Raw genomic sequence first — 20,089 nt, 5'->3', positions numbered from 1 at the left:
ATCGCGCGGAGCGTCGGTCTTCGTCGAAACGGTAACAACACAACAGAACTCCGGGCGTCGCCCGGCGCTCCGCATCCCTCCCCGCACCTCACGGTCACACCGCTGAGCGGCTTCCGTGCGCTCCAATCCTCCCCCCAGCGGGGGAGGTGTCGGCCCGAAGGGACGACGGAGGGGGAAGAGGCAGGCGCGGTAGGACTTCCCCCTCCGGCGCTTCGCGCCACCTCCCCCGCTGGGGGGAGGATTTCAGGAGCCCCAAATGCCCTCCCCTCGAAAACCTCATCGCTCCGGCGGATCGCGCTCGGCGCGTCGTCGTCGCCACGAGCAAGCCTGGCTGACCCGCAAGCTTCAGGAGCGCTTCACGCGGTTCGCCGAGCTCCTCGCGGAGAAGGAGCGCGAGGAGGCCGACATCTACAACCCGCCCTGCGCCAAAGAAAAAGTCCCCGGCCTTGCGACCGAGGACTTCTCTTTGCTCTTCAAAGAACGAGAGACGCTTAGCGGATGACCCGCGCGCCCTTGCCCTTCATCACGGCCTCGACCTCTTCCTTGCGCACCATCGAGGTGTCGCCCGGGGTGGTCATGGCCAGGGCGCCGTGAGCCGCGCCGTACTCGACGGCGGCCTGGGGGCCCTTGCCTTCCATGAAGCCGAACGCAAGACCAGAAGCGAAGCCGTCGCCGCCGCCGACGCGGTCGTAGATCTCGAGGTTCTCACGCATCATCGAGGCGTAGAACTGGCCGCCCGCGTACAGGATCGCCGACCAGTCGTTGACCGAGGCGGTCTTGGCGTTGCGCAGGGTGGTGGCGGCGACCTTGAAGTTCGGGAACTGCTTCACAGCGGTCTCGATCATCTTCTTGAAGTTGGCCGGGTCGATCGAGCTGATGTGCTCGTCCAGGCCTTCCACTTCGAAGCCGAGGCAGGCGGTGAAGTCTTCCTCGTTGCCGATCATCACGTCGACGTACTGGGCGATGTGACGATTGACCTTCTGAGCGCCTTCCTTGCCGCCCTGCGACTTCCACAGGCTGGCGCGGTAGTTCAGGTCGTAGGACACCACGGTGCCGTACTTGCGGGCCACTTCGACCGCTTCGATCACGGCTTCGGCGGTGTTGCTGGCCAGGGCCGCGAAGATGCCGCCGGTGTGGAACCAGCGCACGCCTTCTTCGCCGAACAGCTTTTCCCAGTTCACTTCACCGGGGCGGATCTGCGAGGCGGCCGAGTGACCCCGGTCGCTGCAGCCCAGGGCCGGACGAACGCCGAAGCCCTTCTCGGTGAAGTTCAGACCAACGCGCGTGTTGCGGCCCAGGCCGTCGAAATCGCGCCAGATGATGTGGGAGGTGTCGACACCGCCCTGCATCATCAGATCCTCGACCAGCCAGCCCAGATCGTTCACCGGCAGAGCGGTGACGGCCGTCGAGCGCTTGCCCCAGCACTTCTTGAAAGCGCGGGCGACGTTGTATTCGCCGCCGCCTTCCCAGACCTGGAACTGACGGGCGTTGCGCACCCGGCCAAAGCCCGGGTCGAAACGCAGCATCACTTCACCGAAGCTGGCGCAATCCCACTTCGTTTCCGAAGCCGGGCGGATGTTGAGGATATTGTCGGTCATTTGGTTTTAGGCCTTCCCACGAACCTTCTTGATCAGGTCTACCGTCTCGCGGACCTTCTTGGAGATGCCCGCGTAGTCCTTGGCGTCCAGCATCTCTTGCGTGATCAGCTTGGAGCCCATGCCGGCGGCGACGATGCCCGCGCCGAACCACTTCTTCACCGAGGCCTCGTCCGGATCGACGCCGCCCGTCGGCATGATGCGGGTCCAGGGCATCGGGCCCAGCACCGCCTTGACGAAATCGGGGCCGCCGACCGACGAACCCGGGAACACCTTGACGATCTCGCAGCCCAGCTCTTCGGCGTACGAGATTTCCGAGGCCGAACCGCAGCCCGGCGAATACGGGATCTTGCGACGGTTGCAGACCTTGGCGACGTCGGCGTTCAGGATCGGGCCGACGACGAACTTGGCGCCGTTGGCGATGTAGATGCCGGCGGTCGGAGCGTCGACGATCGAGCCCACGCCCATGATCACGCGCGGATCCGCCTCGGCGAAATAGCGGGTCACTTCATAGAAGACGTGGCTGGCGAAATCGCCGCGGTTGGTGAACTCGATGCAGGGCGCGCCGCCGTCGGCGCAGGCCTGGATCACGTTCTTACAGACCTCGACGTCCGGGTGGTAGAACACCGGAATGACGCCCTGGTCCATCAGGGCGGTCAGCACCGCCATACGGTCTTTCACCATCTCAAACTCCTTCCCGAAGGATCGTTCTTGCGCGAAGGACCGCATGGGCCGCCGCGCGAGCAATATTTCGCCGGAATTGGCTCAGGGCGTTCCCTTAGACCGCGTCGCGCTCGCGCGCCACACCGGGCTTGCCGCAACGTCAAACTAAGGGATGCGACCGCGCTGAAATCGGCCTTGGCAGCCGGCTTCGCGCGAAAGCTTTCCGATGGACGCTTCCTTCCCCTGACCTTTTCCGTCGGCCCGCCGCGCTCGCCGCCCGACACAAAATTGAGGCGTCGGACTCCGCCGACGCCCCGAAAGTTTGCGCAGGAGCGAGCTCAAAGAGCCGCAAAACGAGACGGACCGACCACAACGCCGAACCGAAACGTAATGACACCGGTTACCGAGAGCAGCAGAGCCGTCTTTGCCACCGGTGTCATCGGCAGATAATCAGAAACCGAAGAAGAGCGCAAGCACCGTTACGCGAGAATTTTCTAGTCCTAACCCCTTGGATTCACGAGCCTTCCGAGACCTGAAGAAACACCGCTCCCTCAGCCCGTATTGCGCAGGCCCGCCGCGATCCCGGCGACGGTGAGCTGAATCGCCAGACGCAGCTCTTCGTCGCTGTCCCCCGCCCGGCGGCGCGACAGAAGCTCCAGCTGCAGATGGTTCAGCGGATCGACCGAGCGACTGGCCAAGGCGACCGACTCGGCGAGATCAGGCTGGTTATCGAGCAGCGCGGCGCCACCCCGGATCGCCAGGGCCAGACCGGTCGCGGCCTCGTGCTCACGCCGGATGGTCGCGAAGATGCGCTCGGCATTGGCCTTGTCGGGCGACAGGCCGACATATCGCGCGGCGATGCCCATCTGGCTCTGGGCCAGGGCCAGCTCCATGTTCGACAGCAGGGAGGCGAAGAAGTCGAAATTTCCAGCCAGATCGCGCAGCTGCTCGACCGAAAGGCCGGCCCGCTCGACGCCCGAGGCGAAGCCGTACCAGCCGGGCAGCATGAACCGCGCCTGCGACCAGCTGAACACCCACGGGATGGCCCGCAGGTCCTCGATCTTGCGGCTGGCGGTGCGGCTGGCCGGACGGCTGCCGATATTCAGGCCGACGATCTCGCTGATCGGGGTGACCGACCAGAAGAAGTCCTCGAAGGCCGGATCGTCATAGACGAGGGCCCGATAGCCTTCGAACGAGCTCTGGGCCAGGGCGGTCATGGCGCCCTCGACCATGGGATCGCGCTTGGGGATCGGGCGGTCGCTGGCCATCAGGACCGCGGCGGCCAGGCCGTCGAGATTGCGGCGCGCGGTGGGCTGGTCGCCGAAGCGGCGGGCGATCATCTCGCCCTGCTCGGTCATGCGGATACGCCCCTGGACGGTGCCGGCGGGCTGGGCCAGCACGGCCTCGGCGGCCGGTCCCCCGCCCCGTCCGACGCTGCCGCCGCGGCCGTGGAACAGCTGCAAACCGACGCCCATCCGATCGGCCTCGTGGGCCAGGGCCGAAGCGCCCGTCGCCACGCCCCGCCGGCTGGCGACATAGCCGCCGTCCTTATTGCTGTCGGAATAGCCGAGCATGATCTCCTGCACCGGCCGATCACCCAGGATCGTCCGACTCAGCGGCAGCTCCAGCCACTGGCGCAGCACGGCCGGACCGTTTTCGAGGTCGCCGATGGTCTCGAACAACGGCGCGACCTTGACCGAGGCGCGCGGCGCGGCCCCGCCCCAGACCAGTCCCACCTGCTTGAGCAGAACGAGCGGCTCGAGCATGTCGGACAGGGTCGCCGACTTCGAGATGATGTAGGCGCCAAGGCACCCGTGGCCGTAGTCGCGCACCGCCTGAGCGGCCGCCTCCATCGTGGCCAGCTCCTTGCTCGTCTCCTCGCCATAGGCGGTGAACGGCGAGACCAGCGGGCGCTGGTGCGACAGCTCGTCGATCAGCACCTTGCAGCGGGCGTCTTCGTCGAGCTTCAGATACTCCACGCCCGTGCCGGCCCGGCGGAACAACTCGTCCAGGGTCCGCTCATGGACATCGGCGTTCTGGCGCAGGTCCAGGCTCATCAGATGGAAACCGCAGGCCTTGGCCACCTCGACCAGGGTGCGCAACGCCGAGCCCACCAGGCGCTCGCCGCCATTGCGCTCCAGGCTGTCGATGATCACCGACAGGTCGGCGACGAAGGCGTCCGGATGCGCGTACGGCTCGACGCTGGTCACCCCCGACGCGAAGGCCACCGGAGCGCCGGTCAGCTTCTGCGAGACGGCGGTCAGGCGGTCGAAGATCAGCTCCAGCGCCAGACGATAGGGCTCGTCGATCCGGTGGACCGAAGGGTCCTTGGCCTGGGCGGCCAGGGCCAGCAGCTCGTCCGACACCGGCGTATAGGCGGTCGAGACCGCCAGGTTGGACCACAGCTTGCGCACCTCGCCGGCGTACCAGTCGAGGATCACGCGGGACTGCGAGCTCAAGGCCAACTTCAGCGTCTGGCCGTTGACGCCGGGATGGCCATCGCGGTCGCCGCCCAGCCACGAGCCCATCTTCAGCAGCGGCGCCAATTGGCCGTGCTGGCCGATCTTGCCGGTCCAGTCGCCGTAGAGGTCGATGATCGCCGGCAGGATCGAGGTACGGACGATCGACAGCGCGTTGCGGATCTCGTCCTTCACCGTGATCCGCTCGGGACGATAGAGGCGCGTGCGCCACATCAGGGCGATCTCGCGGAACAGGCTCTCGCGGATCTCGGCGTCGAGGTCCGGCGGCAGGTGATGGCGACGCAGGGCCATCAGGCGCGAGATCTCGGTCTCGCGGTCGACCATGCTGCGGCGACGCACTTCGGTCGGGTGGGCGGTCAGCACCGGCACGACGTTCATCGCCGCGAAGATCTTAGCCATCTCGGCGTCAGACTTGCCCGCGGTCTTCAGCGCCTTCACGGCGTCGATCAGGGTGCGGGGGCGCTCGTCACCGGGCTGGGCGTCCGCCTCGGCGTGGCGACGGCGGCCGGCGACGTCCTCGCCGATATTGGCCAGCAGCGAGTGGCTGGCGAAGGCCCGCGCCAGAAACACGGCCTGCTCGGTCGTCAGGTCGGAGAACAGGTGGTCGAGCAGCGGCGTGTCGCCGTTGACCACGTCTTCGCGCGAGGCGGCCTTGCGCGCCTTGGCCACCAGCTCGGCCTTCTCCTCGCCCTCCAGATAGGTGATCGCCTCGATCAGCAGATCGCTGAGCAGATGGGCGTTCTGGCGGACGTGGCGGCTGGTCGGACGGTCGACGTCGATCGACAGGGCCGGGTTGCGCATGCGCGGACTCCAGGGGCCGCACGACCGGCGGTCCCGAACGGGATTGGATCAAGAAGACGCCTCGACGCTCCGGAACGACGCCGGGCGCTTTACGTCGCGGCGCCCTCTAGCGCGCTTCACCGGGCGGGAAAAGCCGCCCGGCACGATGGTTGCGCTACCATCGTTTTTTTGCGCGTTTTTGTTTCGCTAGCGGGCCAGCCAGCCCCCATCCACGGGCAGAGTAATGCCCTGAACATAGTCAGACGCCGACGACGCCAGGAACACCGCCGCGCCGCCGATATCCTCCGGACGCCCCCAACGACCGGCCGGAATACGCGCCAGGATGGCGGCGTTGCGGTCCTGGTCGGCGCGCAGAGCTTCGGTGTTATTGGTGTCGAAATAGCCCGGCGCGATGGCGTTGACGCTGATCCCCTTGGTCGCCCACTCGTTGGCGAGGATCTTGGTCAGGCCCGCCAGGCCCGATTTGGAGGCCGTATAGGACGGCACGCGGATGCCGCCCTGGAAGGAGAGCAGCGAGGCGATGTTGATGACCTTGGCCTGACCGCCCTCGAAACCCTGCTTCAAAGCCTGCTTGGCGAAGGCCTGGGTCAGGAAGAAAACCACCTTCAGGTTGGTGTCCATCACCGCATCCCAGTCGGCCTCGCTGAACTCGATCGAGTCCGCGCGACGGATGATGCCGGCGTTATTGACCAGGATGTCGACCTTGCCGAACGCGGCGACCGTTTCGTCGACCACGCGCTGGACCGGTTCGATCGAACCAAAGTCGGCCTTGATCGACAGGAACTTGCGCCCCAGGGCCTCAACGGCGGCTTGGGTTTCGGTCGGTGCGCTGCGGCCCGCAGCGGCGATGTCCGCGCCGGCGGCGGCCAGAGCGATGGCGATCCCCTGCCCGATCCCGGTGTTGGCGCCGGTGACGAGCGCGACCTTGCCTTCGAGGCTGAACGGATTGGCCATGGTTCTGATTTCCTGATCCAAAATTCGTGTCATCCCGGAAGCCTCGCAGAGGCTATCCGGGACCCAGGGGCCGACGGCAAGGCGCCGCCCCTGGGTCCCGGCTCTACGCTGCGCTCCGGCCGGGATGACACGGGAGCGCGATGGCCAAAGGCCCTACTTCAGCTGGCAGATGTCCAGCACGTTCATGTCGGTATAGTCGAGGTTCTCGCCACCCATCGCCCAGATGAAGGTGTAGTTGGCGGTGCCCGAGCCCATGTGGATCGACCACGGCGGGCTCATCACAGCTTCCTCGTTGGCGATGACGATGTGACGCATCTCGTCCGGCTCGCCCATGTAGTGGAAGACCCGGTCGTTCTCGCCCAGACCGAAGTAGAAATAGGCTTCCGAGCGACGGTCGTGCAGGTGGGGCGGCATGGTGTTCCAGACGCTGCCCGGCTTCAGCACGGTCATGCCCAGCAGCAGCTGAGCCGACTTGCAGGTGGTCGGCACGATGTACTGGTAGATCGTGCGCTCGTTGCTGGTCTCCAGCGCGCCACGCTCCAGCGGGATCGCATCGGCGAAGGCCAGCTTCTTGGTTTCGAAAGCAGCGTGGGCCGGCAGGCTGACGAGATAGAAACGCGCGGCGCCATCGACGCCTTCGAAGGTGACTTCCTTGGCGCCCATGGTGACGTACAGGCCGTCACGCGGAACGATCTCGTAGGCGACGCCGTCGACGGTGATCTTGCCGGTGGTGTCGCCGACATTGATCACGCCCAGTTCGCGGCGCTCCAGGAACGGGTGGCCGGCGGCCGAAGCGGGTTCGGTCTGGTCGGGCAGCTTGATCGGGCTGGTGGCCACCACGCCGCCGACAACGAAGCGCTCGGCGTGATTGTAGGTCAGGACGATCTGGCCGTCCTGGAACAGCCCCTGCATCAGGTAACGGTCGCGCAGGTCGTCATTGCTGACCGCGAACATCATGTCCGGATGGGTGGCGTGATAGGTCTTGGCGAACATCGGGAAGTCTCCGGAAAAGGTGTTCTATTCTGCGGCGGCGCGCAGGGTGGCGGGACGGGCCCAGTCCGGACGCTGGTCCAGCTTGTAGGCCTTCTTGGGCAGGTTGTAGGTCAGGTCGACGATCAGCTCTTCGGCCTCGACCAGATCCATCCGATGCTCGGCGACCATGCGGGCGAGGAACGCGCTGTCGACGCGCCGGGCCACGTCGTGACGGGCCGGGATCGACAGGAAGGCGCGGGTGTCGTCGTTGAAGCCGACGGTGTTGTAGAAGCCGGCGGTCTCGGTGACCTGCTCGCGGAAGCGCATCATGCCTTCCGGGCTGTCGTGGAACCACCAGGACGGACCCAGCTTCAGCACCGGATAGTGTCCGGCCAGCGGGGCCAGCTCGCGGCTGTAGGTCGTTTCGTCCAGCGTGAACAGGATGATCGACAGCCGCGGATCGTTGCCCAAGCGGGTCAGCAGCGGCTTGAGCGCATCGACATACTCGGTGCGCATCGGGATGTCGGCGCCCTTGTCGCGACCGTGCGAGTTCAGCAGGCCAACATTGTGGTTGCGGTGAGAGCCGGGGTGGATCTGCATGACCAGACCATCATCCAGGCTCATCTTGGCCATCTCGGTCAGCATCTGGGCGCGGAAGAGTTCGGCCTTCTCCGGGGTGACATCCCCCTTCACCAGGCTGTTGAACAGCGCCTCGGCCTCGACGTCCGAGAGGTCGGCGGTCGCGGCAGTGGGATGCCCATGGTCGGACGAGGTCGCGCCGGCGTCGATGAAGGCCTGGCGGCGCAGGCGGTGCGCCTCCAGATAGCTCTTCCAGCTGTAGACGTCCTGGCCGGAGGTCTCGGCGAACCGTTCGAAGGCGCGCGGGCTCCGCTCGTCTTCGAAATCGATCACAGCATCTGGACGATAGGCGGTGATCACATGGCCGCCCCAGCCGCTTTCGCGGATCGCGGCGTGATGCTGAAGGCTCTCGTGCGGACCTTCGGTCGTGGCGAGCGTCTCGATATTGAAGCGGTCGAACAACGCGCGGGGGCGGAAGGCGTCGGTGGCCAGCGCGGCGGTGATGCGGTCGAAATAGTCGTCGGCGTTCGACGCTTCGAGGAACTCGGTGAAGCCGAACACCTGGCTGAACACGTGGTTCAGCCAAACCCAGGACGGCGTGCCCCGGAAGAGATAAAAGTGCGATGCGAACACCCGCCACGCCTCGCGCGGGTCGGTGTCGGGAACCCCGGCCTTGGAGCGGACCTTCAGCGCATCCAGGCTGACGCCCTGGCTGTAGAGCATGCGGAACAGGTAGTGATCCGGCGCCAGCAGAAGGTCCGTGGCGTCCTGGAATGGCGCGTTGGTCGCGAACCAGGACGGATCGGTGTGGCCGTGCGGGCTGATGATCGGCAGGTCCTTGACCAGCGCATAAAGGCCACGCGCGTAGGACCGGGTGGCCGGATCCGACGGGAAAAGACGATCCTCGTGAAAGCTCAGAGGCCTGGCCATGACTTTGCGTCTGCTCCCTTACGCTCTGGCAGCTTCGCGACGGCTGCCCGTGTCCGCTTGGTAACCGGTGTCATCGCGTGATGCAAGCACCAGCGCGTGGCGCTCACCTAGGCCGGAACCGGCCCGGAAGACTGCCGGATAACCAGATTTGGTTCCATCTTGGTGACATCGCGCGGTTCGCGGCGCTCATCGCCAATCAGCTTTTCGACCGCGATCCTGCCGATCTCGCGCGTCGGCGTATGGATCGTGGTCAGGGGCGGCCACACCGCCTGCGCGATCTGGAAATCGTCGAACCCGACCACGGTGAGGTCCTGAGGCACCGACAGACCCGCTTTTCGGGCCGACTGCAGGACACCGGCGGCCATTTCGTCGTTGCCACAGAAGATCGCCGTCGGACGCGGCGAGCGCGAAAGCAGCTCATCGCCACAGGCGACGCCCGACTCGAAGGTGTAAGCGCCCTGCACGATATCGTTCGGCGACAAGCTCAGCCCGGCCTCGGCCAGGCCATCCTCGAAGCCCCCTCGCCGCTCGTGCGACGAACGGAACGTCTCCGGACCGGAGATGAACGCGATCCGCTTGTGCCCCAACTCGACGATGTGACGGGCCGCCTGCGCGCCGCCCATCCGGTCCTGGCCAACGATCATGTGTTCGGGCTTGTCCAGCTCGACCGACGCGATGCGGATGTAGGCGCAGCCGATCTCGTTCAGCAGCTTGGCCACGCGCTCGTCTTCGGAAACCGACGGCGGCAAGACCACGCCGAAAAGCTTCTGCCGTTCAACGAAGGCGCGGATGTCCGTCAAGAAGGTGGGGCTGGCGCGATTGCAGGGATGAACGACGAGCTCGAACCCAGAGCCTCGCATGCCGTCCAGCAGCCCAAGCTGCATGTTCACGACGTACTGCGGGTTGGGGTTGTCGTAGATCATGCCGATCAGGAACGAGCGGCGGAACGCCAGACCACGCGCCTGCGGATCGGGCGCATAGCCCCATTCGGCGATCACCGCCTCGATGCGCTCGCGGGTCTCGTCGCGGACGAAGGGCGACTGGTTGATGACCCGGGACACCGTCTTCTTCGAAACGCCGGCCAGGCGCGCGATGTCATTGATCGTCGCCCGGCGCCGTCCGCCTTCGACGCCGGTCTCACTTTCTTCCGGGATCGTGGAGGGCGTTTTGGAGGGGCTCACGGGGTTTCCAGCAGCTTTGGGCGTTTTCTTTTGTCATACTCCAGCCAGACAAGCCTCGCCAACCTATGGACAAACATTCGATTGCTAGATCGGTGACACCGGTTACCCTTGCCCAGACAACCCGTTTTGGCCGCCGCTGGTGCGGCAACGATCATAGCCGATGACCAAAAACACCCCTGCTCCTGGCGAATCGATCCACGCGGTGGATCCCCGCGATCACGTTGCGACCGCGCTACGTGATCTGGCCTGCGGCGAGTCTGTCTCGGCGCATGGCGAGCATTTCATTGTCCGCGCAGACGTGCCGAAGGGTCACAAGATCGCCACGCGCGTCGTTCGCTCCGGCGATGACGTCCTGAAGTACGGCTGGCCGATCGGTCGCGCCACAGCCGACATCGCGGTCGGCGACCATGTGCACGTTCACAACGTGATCACCCGCCTGGAAGGCGTCGAAGGCTACGCCTTCGCGCCCCTGCCGCCGGCCGGAGCGCCGTCTGCGGACACGCGAACCTTCCAAGGCTTCCGTCGCAAGAATGGCCGGGCCGGAACGCGGAACGAGATCTGGGTGCTGTGCACGGTCGGCTGCGTCGCCAACACGGCCCGCCGGATCGCCGAGAAGGCCAACCAGCGCTTCGCCGGACGCGTGGACGGCGTCTACGCCTTCCCCCACCCCTTCGGATGCTCCCAGCTCGGAGACGATCTGGCCCATACGCGGAAACTGATCGCCGCTCTGGCCAGCCATCCCAACGCCGGAGGCGTGCTGATCCTGGGCCTCGGCTGCGAGAATAACCAACTCAAGGCGCTGCTCGAGAGCGCTCCGGACATCGACCGAGAGCGCCTTAAGAGCTTCACGACCCAAATGGTCGAGGACGAGCTGGAGGATGGTCTGGCCGCCGTGGAAGCCCTGGTCGAGATCGCCGAGAAGGACCGGCGCGAGCCTGTGCCGGTTTCGGAACTGGTCGTGGGCCTCAAGTGCGGTGGATCGGACGGCTTTTCGGGGATCACGGCCAATCCGCTGGTCGGCCGGATCGCCGACAAGGTCGCTGAGGCCGGCGGCACCCCCGTGCTGACGGAGATTCCCGAAATCTTCGGGGCCGAGAATGTTCTGCTTCAGCGCGCCGCCAGCCGTGAGGTCTTCGACGCCGCTGTGGCGGTGATCGACGACTTCAAGCGCTACTTCATCGAAGCCAACCAGCCCATCTATGAGAACCCCTCGCCGGGCAACATCGCGGGCGGCATCACCAGTCTGGAAGAAAAATCTCTGGGCGCGGTGCAGAAGGGCGGACGCGCGCCGCTGGTCGAGGTTCTGCGCTATGGCGAAACCGTCGGACGCCATGGCCTGACCCTGCTGGAAGCGCCCGGGAACGACGCGGTGTCCTCCACCGCCCTGACCGCGGCTGGCGCGACGGTGATCCTCTTCACCACAGGGCGCGGCACGCCCTTGGGCTTTCCTGCGCCGACCCTGAAGATCGCCTCGAACTCCGGCTTGGCGCAGCGCAAGCCGGGCTGGATCGATTTCGACGCGGGCCAGGTCCTCGAAGGCGTATCCATGGATGTCGCCGCAGAGAACCTGATGGACCTTGTGATCGAAACCGCGTCCGGCAAGACCACCAAGGCCGAACTGAACGGCGAGCGCGAGATCGCCCTCTGGAAATCCGGCGTCACCTTATGAAAACCGGCAAGCCGGATTGCCACCGGTGTCCAAGTTGGCGCATCTAGCGCCCCATCCTCCCCCCACGAAACTCCAGGCGTGCTCCGTTGACCGCTAATTCCGCGACCTCCCCTGCCCTGCGTCTGAACGCCACCAGCTATCCCGGCGTCGTCCCGGGCGTGGCCATCCCCACCTATGACCGGGACAAGCTGCAGATCGGCGTGGTGCATTTCGGCCCTGGCGCCTTCCATCGTGCGCACCAGGCTCACTATTTCGACCAACTTCTGGCGCACGACCCGCGATGGGGCGTCTGCGCCGTGTCGCTGAAAAGCCCGGGCGTCCGGGACGCCCTGAAGCCGCAGGACGGTCTCTATACGCTGGCGCAGCTGGACGCGGAAACCACCTTCCGGATCGTCGGCTCCATCCTTGAAGTCCTGGTGGCGCCCGAGGACCCGCCCTCGGTCTTCGCGCGCCTCGCCGCGCCGACCACGCGGCTGGTGACCCTGACCGTGACCGAGAAGGGCTACACGCTTTCCGCCAATGGCGGATTGGACGAAAGCCACCCTGACATCGTCCACGATCTGGCCAATCCGCGTGAACCAAGGAGCGCCGTAGGCTACCTGGTCGAAGGCCTCCGCCGCCGCTTCGCCGCCGGCCTCGCGCCCTATGCGGTGGTCGCCTGCGACAACCTCGCGGACAACGGCTGGCGCCTGAAGGCCGCCGTCGTCGCCTATGCCGCCAAGCTGGATGAATCGCTCGCCGCGTGGATCGATCGCGAAGGCCGATTCCCCCGCACCATGGTCGACAGCATCACACCGGCGACGGACGATGCGCTGCGGGCGCGCACCCTGGCCGCGACCGGCCTGGAGGACGCTTGGCCCATCCAGCGTGAGGCCTTCGCCCAATGGGTGGTTGAAGACGTGCTCCCCGCCGACGGACCGGATCTGGCCAGCGTTGGCGTGATCATGACCGACGATGTGCGCGGTTTCGAGCGGGCCAAGCTGCGCCTTCTGAACGGCGTGCACTCCACGCTGGCCTATGTCGGCATCCTGCGCGGCCACGAAACCGTTTTCGAAGCCGTCAGCGATCCCATCCTGGCCGCCTTGGCCAGCGACATGATGGCCAAGGACATCATCCCCACCCTGACCCCGCCGCGCGGCCTGGATCTGCAAGCCTATGCGGACGCCATTCTAGGCCGCTTCCGCAATCCTGAGATCCGGCACCTGCTCGCCCAGATCGCCTGGGATGGCTCGCAAAAGCTCCCGTTCCGGATCCTGGGAACCCTCACGGAAACCCTGGAGGCCGGCCGCTCGATCGAGCGACTTGCCGTCCCCCTGGCGGCCTGGATGCGGTTCGTCGCCCTGCGCGCCAAGGCCGGTGAAGCCATCGTCGACCCGCTGCAAGATCGCCTCCTGGCTCTGGGCCTGGCGGCCACGGGAGAGGCCAGCGCAGACGTCGCCGCCTTCCTGGCCCTGGACTCGGTGTTCCCGGCGTCGCTGGCCGGCGATCCCCGCTTCGTTTCGACGCTGGAAAAGGCCTACGCCGATCTCGGCTAACGGGTGACGCCCCGTGCGGTCAGCACCGGGATGACGGTGCTGACCAGGATCCGCAGATCGAACAGAAGCGAGCGGCGGCGCAGATATTCGGCGTCAAGGGCGACCTTGTCGGCGATCGACAGCTCGTCTCGCCCATTGATCTGCGCCCACCCCGTCACGCCGGGGCGCAAGGCGTCAACGCCGGCTGTACGGCGCGCGGCGATCAAGTCGTCCTGATTGAACAGAGCTGGCCGGGGTCCGACCAGGCTCATGTGACCGACGAGCACGCTCCAGAGCTGGGGCAACTCATCAAGACTGAGCTTGCGCATCAGGCCGCCGATCGGCGTCAGCCATTGATCAGGATTGTCGAGAAGGTGGGTGGCCACCTCGGGCGTATCGATGCGCATGGTGCGAAACTTCGGCATCGGAAACAGCGCCGAGGCGCGCCCCACGCGCTGCGACCAGTAGAGACCTGGCCCCGGCGAAGTCAGCCGCACAAGCGCCCACAGCACGACCAGCGGCAGGACCAGGACCGCCAGCCCGATCGCTGCAGCCAGCACATCAAACACACGCTTCATTCAGCCGGCTCGGCCTAGGCCAGATCGCCGCTCGCCGCGTCGAGCAGCAGATAGGCCCGCCCAGCGTCGGAGGACAGCAGGGCGGCGAGCAGGAAGCCTTCGCGATCCTGGCCGGCCGCCTCGTCGATCATGCCCGCATAGCGCTTGAGGAAGCGCTCGGTGTTGCCCTTCAGCGTCGCGTCGGAGAACAGGCGACGGACCAAGCGACGGATCGCGGCCGGCGCCAGGCGCTTGACCACCTCTCGCGCGCCCTCTCCGTCACGCGTCTGGAGCGCGGCGGCGATCTCGTCGATCCGTCCGCGCGGCAACAGAGCGTGGGGGTCGATGCCCATGGCGGTGATCTCTGCGGCGAGCTTCTCACCCAGCCCCGCGTCGCCCGGCGAGCTGCTCTCGATGCCCGACAGCAGGCCACGCCAACTCCAGTTGCCGTCGGCTTCGGCTTCCGTCGGCGGCGTCCCCGTCTGCTTGCGCGCGGAAGCCTGCTCGAAGACCGAGCGGAACTCCTGGTCGGTCGCCGTCGGGGTCAAACGTAGCCGACGGCGGTCCGACGGCGGCTCGTCCTCATCATCGAACTCGACGGTCGGAAGTGCGGAAGGCGGCGGCGCGGCGCGTGAACGGCTGGGCGGCGGCGCGGCGGGGGTCGCGCGCGCTGCGACCGTCGAAATCCCCGAGGCCGTGACGGCGCCCGCCGCCTCGCTCAGCATTTCATAGTTGCGACGAACGCGCTCCTGGAAGGCCTGGTCGATCGCCGCCGTCTCCTCGGCGGTGCGGCGCACGGCGTTCATCAGGTGCTCGACGCCCTGCTCGATCGCGATGCGAACCTCGCCAGCCTTCTGCAGCGCCTCAGCCGGCAGGTCGGCGGTGCGACGGCCGATCTCGGCCAGCATCACCTCCAATTCGTCGAGCGTGCTGCGGGCGGTCTGGACCGAGTCCTGGAGCTTCTGGGACGTCCGCGCGCCGGCCTGCTCGACCATCTGGGCCGAGTGTTCGATGATGTCGCGCGCCTCTTCCATCCGCGACTCGAACACCGCGTCAGCCTTCTGGCCGGCGGCGAAGGCGATCTCGTTCAGCTGATCGACACGGCTACGCGCCGCCTCGACCCGCGCCTCGACGCTCTCGCTGGCTTTCAGCGCCGCCTCGGCCATGGCCTCCATGGCCGCCTTCAGCTCTTCTTCGAGCAGAGTCCTCTGGTTCTCGGCGACATCGCCGATGGTCTCGAGGGTCTTCTTGGCCTCCTCGGCCAGCGTGTCGCGCTGCGACTTGGCGCCGTCCGCCATCTCGCGGAACTGATCGGCCGCCGCGCTGATCAAGCCGCGCAGGATCTCCGCGCCCATGGCGGCGGTGTCCGAAAGCTCGGTCGCGCCGACCCGCGTATAGGCCACGAACTCGGTGAGTTGAGCCGTCCGGGTCTCGGCTTCGGCGGCGAAATCCTCCTGCTCGGAGCGGAGCGCCTGACTGATCTCGACAAGCGCGGCGCGTTGCGCGGCGAGCGTCTTTTCGACCGACGCCACCTGGTCTCCGACCCCGACGCCGGCCGTTTCCAGGCGGGCGATCTGGCGGGACAGATCCTCGGCCCCGACGCGAGCCGCGTCCGACGCCTCGGCCGCCGCAGCGGCCAGATCGGCGGCGCGCGCCGCCAGCGCGGCCTCGGCCTCGCGCAGTTGGGTCTCCGCCAGGTCGGAGGCCTCGGCGACCATTCGCGCCTGGCTGCCGATCGCATCGACCACCGCCGTCGAGCGCGCGTCCAGAGACTGCGACAGGGTCTCCATGGCCGAGCGCTCATGGCTCAGGCCCTGCGCCAGCTGGTTGGCCATACGCGCGGACTCAGCGGCGGCCTCCGCGAGACGCGCCGTTTCTTCGGCAAGAGCCTTGCGAAGTGAAATGATGTGCTCCCGCGCGCGCTCAGCGGCGGCGGCGGCTTCGTCGACGCCCTGGCGCATCGCGTCGACAGCGTTCGTGGCGCCGGCGGCGGCAAGAGCCGCCGGCGCCACCAGGCGGTCGGTCAGGGTACGGTTGCGACGCAGTTCGTCGGAAATGCCGTTGGCCTGGCGCAGCATATAGGCGCCCAGAAGGGTCAGCAGCGCCGGACCGATCGCGAGGCCCGCAAAGACCATCAACGCGAAGCCCTCGATCTTGAAGGCCGGTACGCCGCGCGCATAGCCGAGCGCGAAGGCGATGGGGGCAAGCGCCCAGAGCGCTGCGACCGCCGTCGCCAGCGTCCAGAACAGGACGCCGGACATGCGACGCGGAACAACCTCCGCCTCAAGGGAGGCGGCGGAGGCCGAAACCGAACCCCGAAGATCCAGGGCGGCTTCGCGGGTTTCCGACCGGGCCGGCGGCGCCGATGGCGCACTAGGCTCCAGGATAGGCGCCGGCGGCTGCGGCGTCGCCGCAAGCGAATTGGCGACCTTCATGTCGGGCTCGGCGAAACGCGCGGTCTCCGCCTCGCGACGCCGGCGCGAACGCACGGTCGTCGGCGTCGGGACCGCGAGGTCATCCGGCGCGGCGTCGCTCAACGTCAACGGCTCTGCGAAGCTGGGTTCGGCGTCCGGCGCCGCGAAAGACGCGGACTCCGGAAGTTCAGGCGCAGTCTTGGGTTCCTCGGGAGGGATCTCCGTCGGGGTCGCGGAGAAATCGAGCGGTTGGCGCTTCTTAGGCTTCATACACAGCCGGGGTCCCAAGACGGGGCGTAAAGTGGGCGTCGACGAGGGGGCGCGCTAAACAGTCGCGCGCCGGACCCCACCTTCGCGTGTCGCATGAACCTAACGGTGAAAAGCCTTGGCGAAAAGCGGCTTTGGTTGCGTTTTCAGGAGTTGCGATGCCAGAGCGCGGCTTTCACGTGTCGCTATGAGCCGCCGCCGGTCGCTTCACATCAACAGGCGCGGGACGCATGGCGGCTTCGCGCGTGCGATTGACGGTGCGGGCTTGAGTGCTCTCAGCCTTCGAGGGGCAGACATGATCGAGAACCAAGCCGAACTGGCAAAGCGCGAAGGTCGACAGCCAGACCACCGCAACCGCCAGCATTTCCGCCAGGAAGCCCATAGCTCGCCTCACGATCCCATAGCGGCGTTATGCGAGCATTTCGCAAAGCAGGCGAGTGAACTTTTGGTCATGAAGGGCCGATGGGCGTACAAGACGGCTCCACGGCATCTGACAGCGCCCTTAGAATTCCGATGGTTGTCGCAACCCTCGCTCGGCCCTAGGTGCCAGTCTAGGCCTTGGGACCTTCCCCCAGGTTGCGCCTGAACACTCTTTCCTAGCGGACGCTCGCCTTGGCCTTCACCCAATACGCTCCCGCCGCTTCTCCGCCGGACCCGATGACGCCCGATCTGACCCAATCGGCGATCACGCCGGCCCGCCTGACTCACCTGCAGCGACTGGAGGCCGAGAGCATCCACATCCTTCGCGAGGTGGCCGCCGAGTGCGAGCGCCCGGTCATGCTGTACTCGATCGGCAAGGACAGTGCGGTGATGCTGCATCTGGCGGCCAAGGCGTTCTATCCCAGCAAGCCGCCCTTCCCGCTTCTGCACGTCGACACGACCTGGAAGTTCCGCGACATGTATGCGCTGCGCGACCGGATCGGCTCGGAACTGGGCTTTGATCTTCTCGTGCACAAGAACCCTGATGCTCAGGCCCGGGGGATCAACCCGTTCGACCACGGCAGCGCGGTCCACACCGATTTGTGGAAGACCGAAGGTCTCAAGCAGGCCCTTTCCAAGTACGGCTTCGACGCCGCCTTCGGTGGAGCCCGCCGCGACGAGGAGAAAAGCCGCGCCAAGGAACGGGTGTTCTCGTTCCGATCGTCCGAGCACCGCTGGGACCCGAAGAACCAGCGCCCCGAGCTCTGGAACCTCTACAACACGCGCAAGCATCCTGGCGAAAGCCTGCGAGTCTTCCCGATCTCCAATTGGACCGAGCTGGATGTCTGGCAGTACATCCACCTGGAGAACATCCCGATCGTGCCGCTGTACTTCGCCGCCGAGCGGCCGGTGGTCGAGCGCGACGGCGCGCTGATCATGGTCGACGATGACCGCTTCCGCCTTCGCGACGGCGAGGTCCCGCAGATGCGAAGCGTCCGCTTCCGCACCCTGGGCTGCTACCCGCTGACGGGCGCGGTCGAGAGCACCGCCGCCACCCTGCCCCAGGTCATCCAGGAAATGCTGCTGACCACCACCAGCGAGCGCCAGGGCCGGGTCATCGACCATGACCAGTCCGCCTCGATGGAGAAGAAGAAGCAGGAAGGGTACTTCTGATGGCCCACCAGTCCGCCCTGATCGCCGAGGATATCGAAGCCTACCTGCATCAGCACCAGCACAAGTCGCTGCTGCGCTTCATCACCTGCGGCAGCGTCGACGACGGCAAGTCCACCCTGATCGGTCGCCTGCTGTACGACAGCAAGATGATCTTCGAGGACCAGATGGCGGCCCTCGAGGCCGACTCCAGGAAGGTCGGCACCCAAGGCGGCGCGATCGACTTCGCCTTGCTGGTCGACGGTCTGGCCGCTGAGCGCGAGCAAGGCATCACCATCGATGTGGCCTACCGCTTCTTCTCGACCGAGAAGCGCAAGTTCATCGTCGCCGACACGCCCGGCCACGAGCAGTACACCCGCAACATGGTCACCGGGGCCTCGACCGCCGACGCGGCCGTGATCCTGATCGATGCGCGCAAGGGCGTGCTGACCCAGACCCGTCGCCACAGCTATCTCGTCAGCCTGCTGGGCATCCGCCACGTAGTGCTGGCGGTGAACAAGATGGACCTGGTCGGCTGGGACAAGGGCGTGTTCGACGCCATCGTCGCTGACTACCGCGCCTTCGCCGAACGGATCGGCCTTTCGGTGTTCACCCCGATCCCGATCTCAGGCCTCGGCGGCGACAACATGGCGACCCGCAGCGACGCCACGCCCTGGTTTGAAGGCCCGATCCTGATGGACTGGCTGGAAGCCGTCGAGGTCGAGGACGACCTTCAGGCCAAGCCCTTCCGCATGCCGGTCCAGTGGGTCAACCGACCCAATCTCGACTTCCGGGGCTTCTCGGGCCTGATCGCCTCGGGTTCGATCAAGCCGGGCGACCGTATCCGCGCCCTGCCCTCGGGCCGCGAAAGCCGCGTGGCCCGCATCGTCACCCTGCCGGGCGATCTCGACCAGGCCGTCGCCGGCCAGTCGGTCACCCTGACGCTGGAAGACGAGATCGACATCTCGCGCGGCGACGTCATCGCCGCCGCCGACGCGCCCGCCCCGGTGGCCAACCAGTTCGAGGCCACCCTCGTCTGGATGGACGACGAGCCGCTGCCGCCGGGCCGCACCTATCTGCTGAAGCTCGGCGCGCGCACGGTCGGCGCCAGCATCACCGACATCAAGCACCGCGTGAACGTCAACACGCTGGAGAAGACGGCCGCCAAGCGCCTTGAACTGAACGAGATCGGGGTCTGCAATCTGTCGCTCGACCAAGCCATCCCGTTCGAGGCCTATGCCGAAAACCGTCAGATGGGCGGGTTCATCCTGATCGACCGGCTGAGCAACCGCACGGTCGGCGCAGGTCTGATCAACTTCGCCCTGCGGCGCGCCGACAACATCCACTGGCAGCACACAGATGTGACCAAGGTCTCGCGGGCGGCGCTGAAACGCCAGCGCGGCCAGGTCGTCTGGCTGACGGGCCTGTCGGGCGCGGGCAAGTCGACGATCGCCAATCTGGTCGAAAAGCGCCTGCACGCCCTGGGTCGCCACACCTATCTGCTGGACGGCGACAATGTCCGGCACGGGCTGAACAAGGACCTCGGGTTCACCGAGGAGGACCGCGTCGAGAACATCCGCCGGGTGGCCGAGGTCGCCAAGCTGATGGTCGATGCCGGCCTGATCGTGCTGACGGCCTTCATCTCGCCCTTCCGGGCCGAGCGCCAACTGGCGCGCGACCTGCTGGAGCCCGGCGAGTTCATCGAGGTCTTTGTCGACACGCCGCTGGCCGTCGCCGAGGCGCGGGACGTCAAGGGTCTCTACAAGAAGGCGCGCTCGGGCCAGCTCAAGAACTTCACCGGCGTCGACAGCCCCTATGAGGCGCCGGCGTCGCCGGAGCTGCGCATCGACACCACCACGATCGATCCTGTCGAGGCGGCCGAACGGATCGTCGCCTGGCTGGAGGGCCAGGAGATCGACTACACCATCTAGGCGCGGCGCCGGG

General features: G+C 66.6%; 15 protein-coding genes and 3 pseudogenes. 5 read left to right on the top strand and 13 right to left on the bottom strand.

The window, feature by feature from the left end:
* Nucleotides 1-125: 125 nt before the first annotated feature.
* Nucleotides 126-280, bottom strand: a pseudogene (locus CVUC_RS20265) (hypothetical protein); the annotation flags it as partial.
* Between CVUC_RS20265 and CVUC_RS03865 the strand changes: the two are divergent.
* Nucleotides 257-502, top strand: a complete 246-nt coding sequence (locus CVUC_RS03865) for a hypothetical protein (protein WP_096033125.1) — start codon at nucleotides 257-259, stop codon at nucleotides 500-502. The pseudogene CVUC_RS20265 and the gene CVUC_RS03865 sit on opposite strands and share 24 nt — an antisense overlap.
* Here the strand turns inward: CVUC_RS03865 and CVUC_RS03860 are convergent.
* The 9 genes and pseudogenes from CVUC_RS03860 to CVUC_RS03825 form a co-directional block, all read right to left on the bottom strand.
* Complete coding sequence (locus CVUC_RS03860; protein WP_096033124.1) at nucleotides 492-1,598, bottom strand: sugar kinase; 1,107 nt, start codon at nucleotides 1,596-1,598, stop codon at nucleotides 492-494. The genes CVUC_RS03865 and CVUC_RS03860 overlap by 11 nt on opposite strands.
* Nucleotides 1,599-1,604: 6 nt before the next feature.
* Nucleotides 1,605-2,279 carry a bifunctional 4-hydroxy-2-oxoglutarate aldolase/2-dehydro-3-deoxy-phosphogluconate aldolase gene (locus tag CVUC_RS03855; protein WP_010919369.1) on the bottom strand — a complete coding sequence of 225 codons (675 nt, stop codon included), beginning with the start codon at nucleotides 2,277-2,279 and terminating at the stop codon, nucleotides 1,605-1,607.
* Nucleotides 2,273-2,655 (bottom strand): annotated as a pseudogene (locus CVUC_RS03850) (hypothetical protein). The gene CVUC_RS03855 and the pseudogene CVUC_RS03850 overlap by 7 nt, the downstream one beginning before the upstream one ends.
* 154 nt (nucleotides 2,656-2,809) lie before the next feature.
* Nucleotides 2,810-5,539, bottom strand: coding sequence for a phosphoenolpyruvate carboxylase (ppc, locus tag CVUC_RS03845; protein WP_096033123.1), 2,730 nt, complete (start codon nucleotides 5,537-5,539; stop codon nucleotides 2,810-2,812).
* Between the two features lie 186 nt (nucleotides 5,540-5,725).
* On the bottom strand, nucleotides 5,726-6,493 hold the full coding sequence (gene kduD / locus CVUC_RS03840) for a 2-dehydro-3-deoxy-D-gluconate 5-dehydrogenase KduD (protein ID WP_096033122.1): 768 nt from the start codon (nucleotides 6,491-6,493) through the stop codon (nucleotides 5,726-5,728).
* Between the two features lie 55 nt (nucleotides 6,494-6,548).
* Nucleotides 6,549-6,662, bottom strand: a pseudogene (locus CVUC_RS20775) (hypothetical protein); the annotation flags it as partial.
* Nucleotides 6,647-7,486 carry a 5-dehydro-4-deoxy-D-glucuronate isomerase gene (gene kduI / locus CVUC_RS03835; protein ID WP_096033121.1) on the bottom strand — a complete coding sequence of 280 codons (840 nt, stop codon included), beginning with the start codon at nucleotides 7,484-7,486 and terminating at the stop codon, nucleotides 6,647-6,649. The pseudogene CVUC_RS20775 and the gene kduI, both read right to left, overlap by 16 nt.
* A 24-nt stretch (nucleotides 7,487-7,510) precedes the next feature.
* Nucleotides 7,511-8,974, bottom strand: a complete 1,464-nt coding sequence (gene uxaC, locus CVUC_RS03830; RefSeq protein ID WP_010919364.1) for a glucuronate isomerase — start codon at nucleotides 8,972-8,974, stop codon at nucleotides 7,511-7,513.
* A 107-nt stretch (nucleotides 8,975-9,081) separates the two neighbouring features.
* On the bottom strand, nucleotides 9,082-10,155 hold the full coding sequence (locus tag CVUC_RS03825) for a LacI family DNA-binding transcriptional regulator (protein WP_010919363.1): 1,074 nt from the start codon (nucleotides 10,153-10,155) through the stop codon (nucleotides 9,082-9,084).
* A gap of 160 nt (nucleotides 10,156-10,315) precedes the next feature.
* Between CVUC_RS03825 and CVUC_RS03820 the strand changes: the two genes are divergently transcribed.
* Nucleotides 10,316-11,824 carry a UxaA family hydrolase gene (locus tag CVUC_RS03820; RefSeq protein WP_096033120.1) on the top strand — a complete coding sequence of 503 codons (1,509 nt, stop codon included), beginning with the start codon at nucleotides 10,316-10,318 and terminating at the stop codon, nucleotides 11,822-11,824.
* Nucleotides 11,825-11,910: 86 nt separating this feature from the next.
* The gene (locus CVUC_RS03815; RefSeq protein WP_096033119.1) at nucleotides 11,911-13,359 is read left to right on the top strand and encodes a mannitol dehydrogenase family protein; all 1,449 of its coding nucleotides are present in this window, start codon (nucleotides 11,911-11,913) and stop codon (nucleotides 13,357-13,359) included.
* Here the strand turns inward: CVUC_RS03815 and CVUC_RS03810 are convergent.
* The 3 genes from CVUC_RS03810 to CVUC_RS03800 form a co-directional block, all read right to left on the bottom strand.
* A complete protein-coding gene (locus CVUC_RS03810; protein ID WP_096033118.1) occupies nucleotides 13,356-13,916 on the bottom strand; it encodes a sugar transferase in 561 nt (186 codons plus the stop codon). The two genes, CVUC_RS03815 and CVUC_RS03810, sit on opposite strands and share 4 nt — an antisense overlap.
* Before the next feature lie 14 nt (nucleotides 13,917-13,930).
* A complete protein-coding gene (gene tipN / locus CVUC_RS03805) occupies nucleotides 13,931-16,579 on the bottom strand; it encodes a polar localization protein TipN (RefSeq protein WP_096033117.1) in 2,649 nt (882 codons plus the stop codon).
* 172 nt (nucleotides 16,580-16,751) lie between these two features.
* Nucleotides 16,752-16,970 carry a hypothetical protein gene (locus CVUC_RS03800; protein WP_010919358.1) on the bottom strand — a complete coding sequence of 73 codons (219 nt, stop codon included), beginning with the start codon at nucleotides 16,968-16,970 and terminating at the stop codon, nucleotides 16,752-16,754.
* Nucleotides 16,971-17,188: 218 nt separating this feature from the next.
* Between CVUC_RS03800 and cysD the strand changes: the two genes are divergently transcribed.
* Together cysD and cysN are read left to right on the top strand one after the other, a co-directional pair.
* On the top strand, nucleotides 17,189-18,169 hold the full coding sequence (cysD, locus tag CVUC_RS03795; protein ID WP_164468114.1) for a sulfate adenylyltransferase subunit CysD: 981 nt from the start codon (nucleotides 17,189-17,191) through the stop codon (nucleotides 18,167-18,169).
* Nucleotides 18,169-20,076 (top strand): sulfate adenylyltransferase subunit CysN, encoded by a 1,908-nt coding sequence (cysN, locus tag CVUC_RS03790; RefSeq protein WP_096033115.1) that lies wholly within the window; start codon nucleotides 18,169-18,171, stop codon nucleotides 20,074-20,076. Before cysD ends, cysN begins: the two co-directional genes overlap by 1 nt.
* Nucleotides 20,077-20,089 lie beyond the last annotated feature (13 nt).

Source organism: Caulobacter vibrioides (genome assembly GCF_002858865.1).
Lineage (GTDB): Bacteria > Pseudomonadota > Alphaproteobacteria > Caulobacterales > Caulobacteraceae > Caulobacter > Caulobacter vibrioides.
This window is presented reverse-complemented; position numbering and strand designations above follow the sequence as displayed.

Coding starts and splice junctions, on each gene's coding strand:
- CVUC_RS03860 (WP_096033124.1), bottom strand. CDS start 1,598: ATGACCGACAATATCCTCAACATCCGCCCGGCTTCGGAAACGAAGTGG.
- kduD (WP_096033122.1), bottom strand. CDS start 6,493: ATGGCCAATCCGTTCAGCCTCGAAGGCAAGGTCGCGCTCGTCACCGGC.
- CVUC_RS03855 (WP_010919369.1), bottom strand. CDS start 2,279: ATGGTGAAAGACCGTATGGCGGTGCTGACCGCCCTGATGGACCAGGGC.
- ppc (WP_096033123.1), bottom strand. CDS start 5,539: ATGCGCAACCCGGCCCTGTCGATCGACGTCGACCGTCCGACCAGCCGC.
- uxaC (WP_010919364.1), bottom strand. CDS start 8,974: ATGGCCAGGCCTCTGAGCTTTCACGAGGATCGTCTTTTCCCGTCGGAT.
- cysN (WP_096033115.1), top strand. CDS start 18,169: ATGGCCCACCAGTCCGCCCTGATCGCCGAGGATATCGAAGCCTACCTG.
- kduI (WP_096033121.1), bottom strand. CDS start 7,486: ATGTTCGCCAAGACCTATCACGCCACCCATCCGGACATGATGTTCGCG.
- CVUC_RS03820 (WP_096033120.1), top strand. CDS start 10,316: ATGACCAAAAACACCCCTGCTCCTGGCGAATCGATCCACGCGGTGGAT.
- tipN (WP_096033117.1), bottom strand. CDS start 16,579: ATGAAGCCTAAGAAGCGCCAACCGCTCGATTTCTCCGCGACCCCGACG.
- CVUC_RS03810 (WP_096033118.1), bottom strand. CDS start 13,916: ATGAAGCGTGTGTTTGATGTGCTGGCTGCAGCGATCGGGCTGGCGGTC.
- CVUC_RS03865 (WP_096033125.1), top strand. CDS start 257: ATGCCCTCCCCTCGAAAACCTCATCGCTCCGGCGGATCGCGCTCGGCG.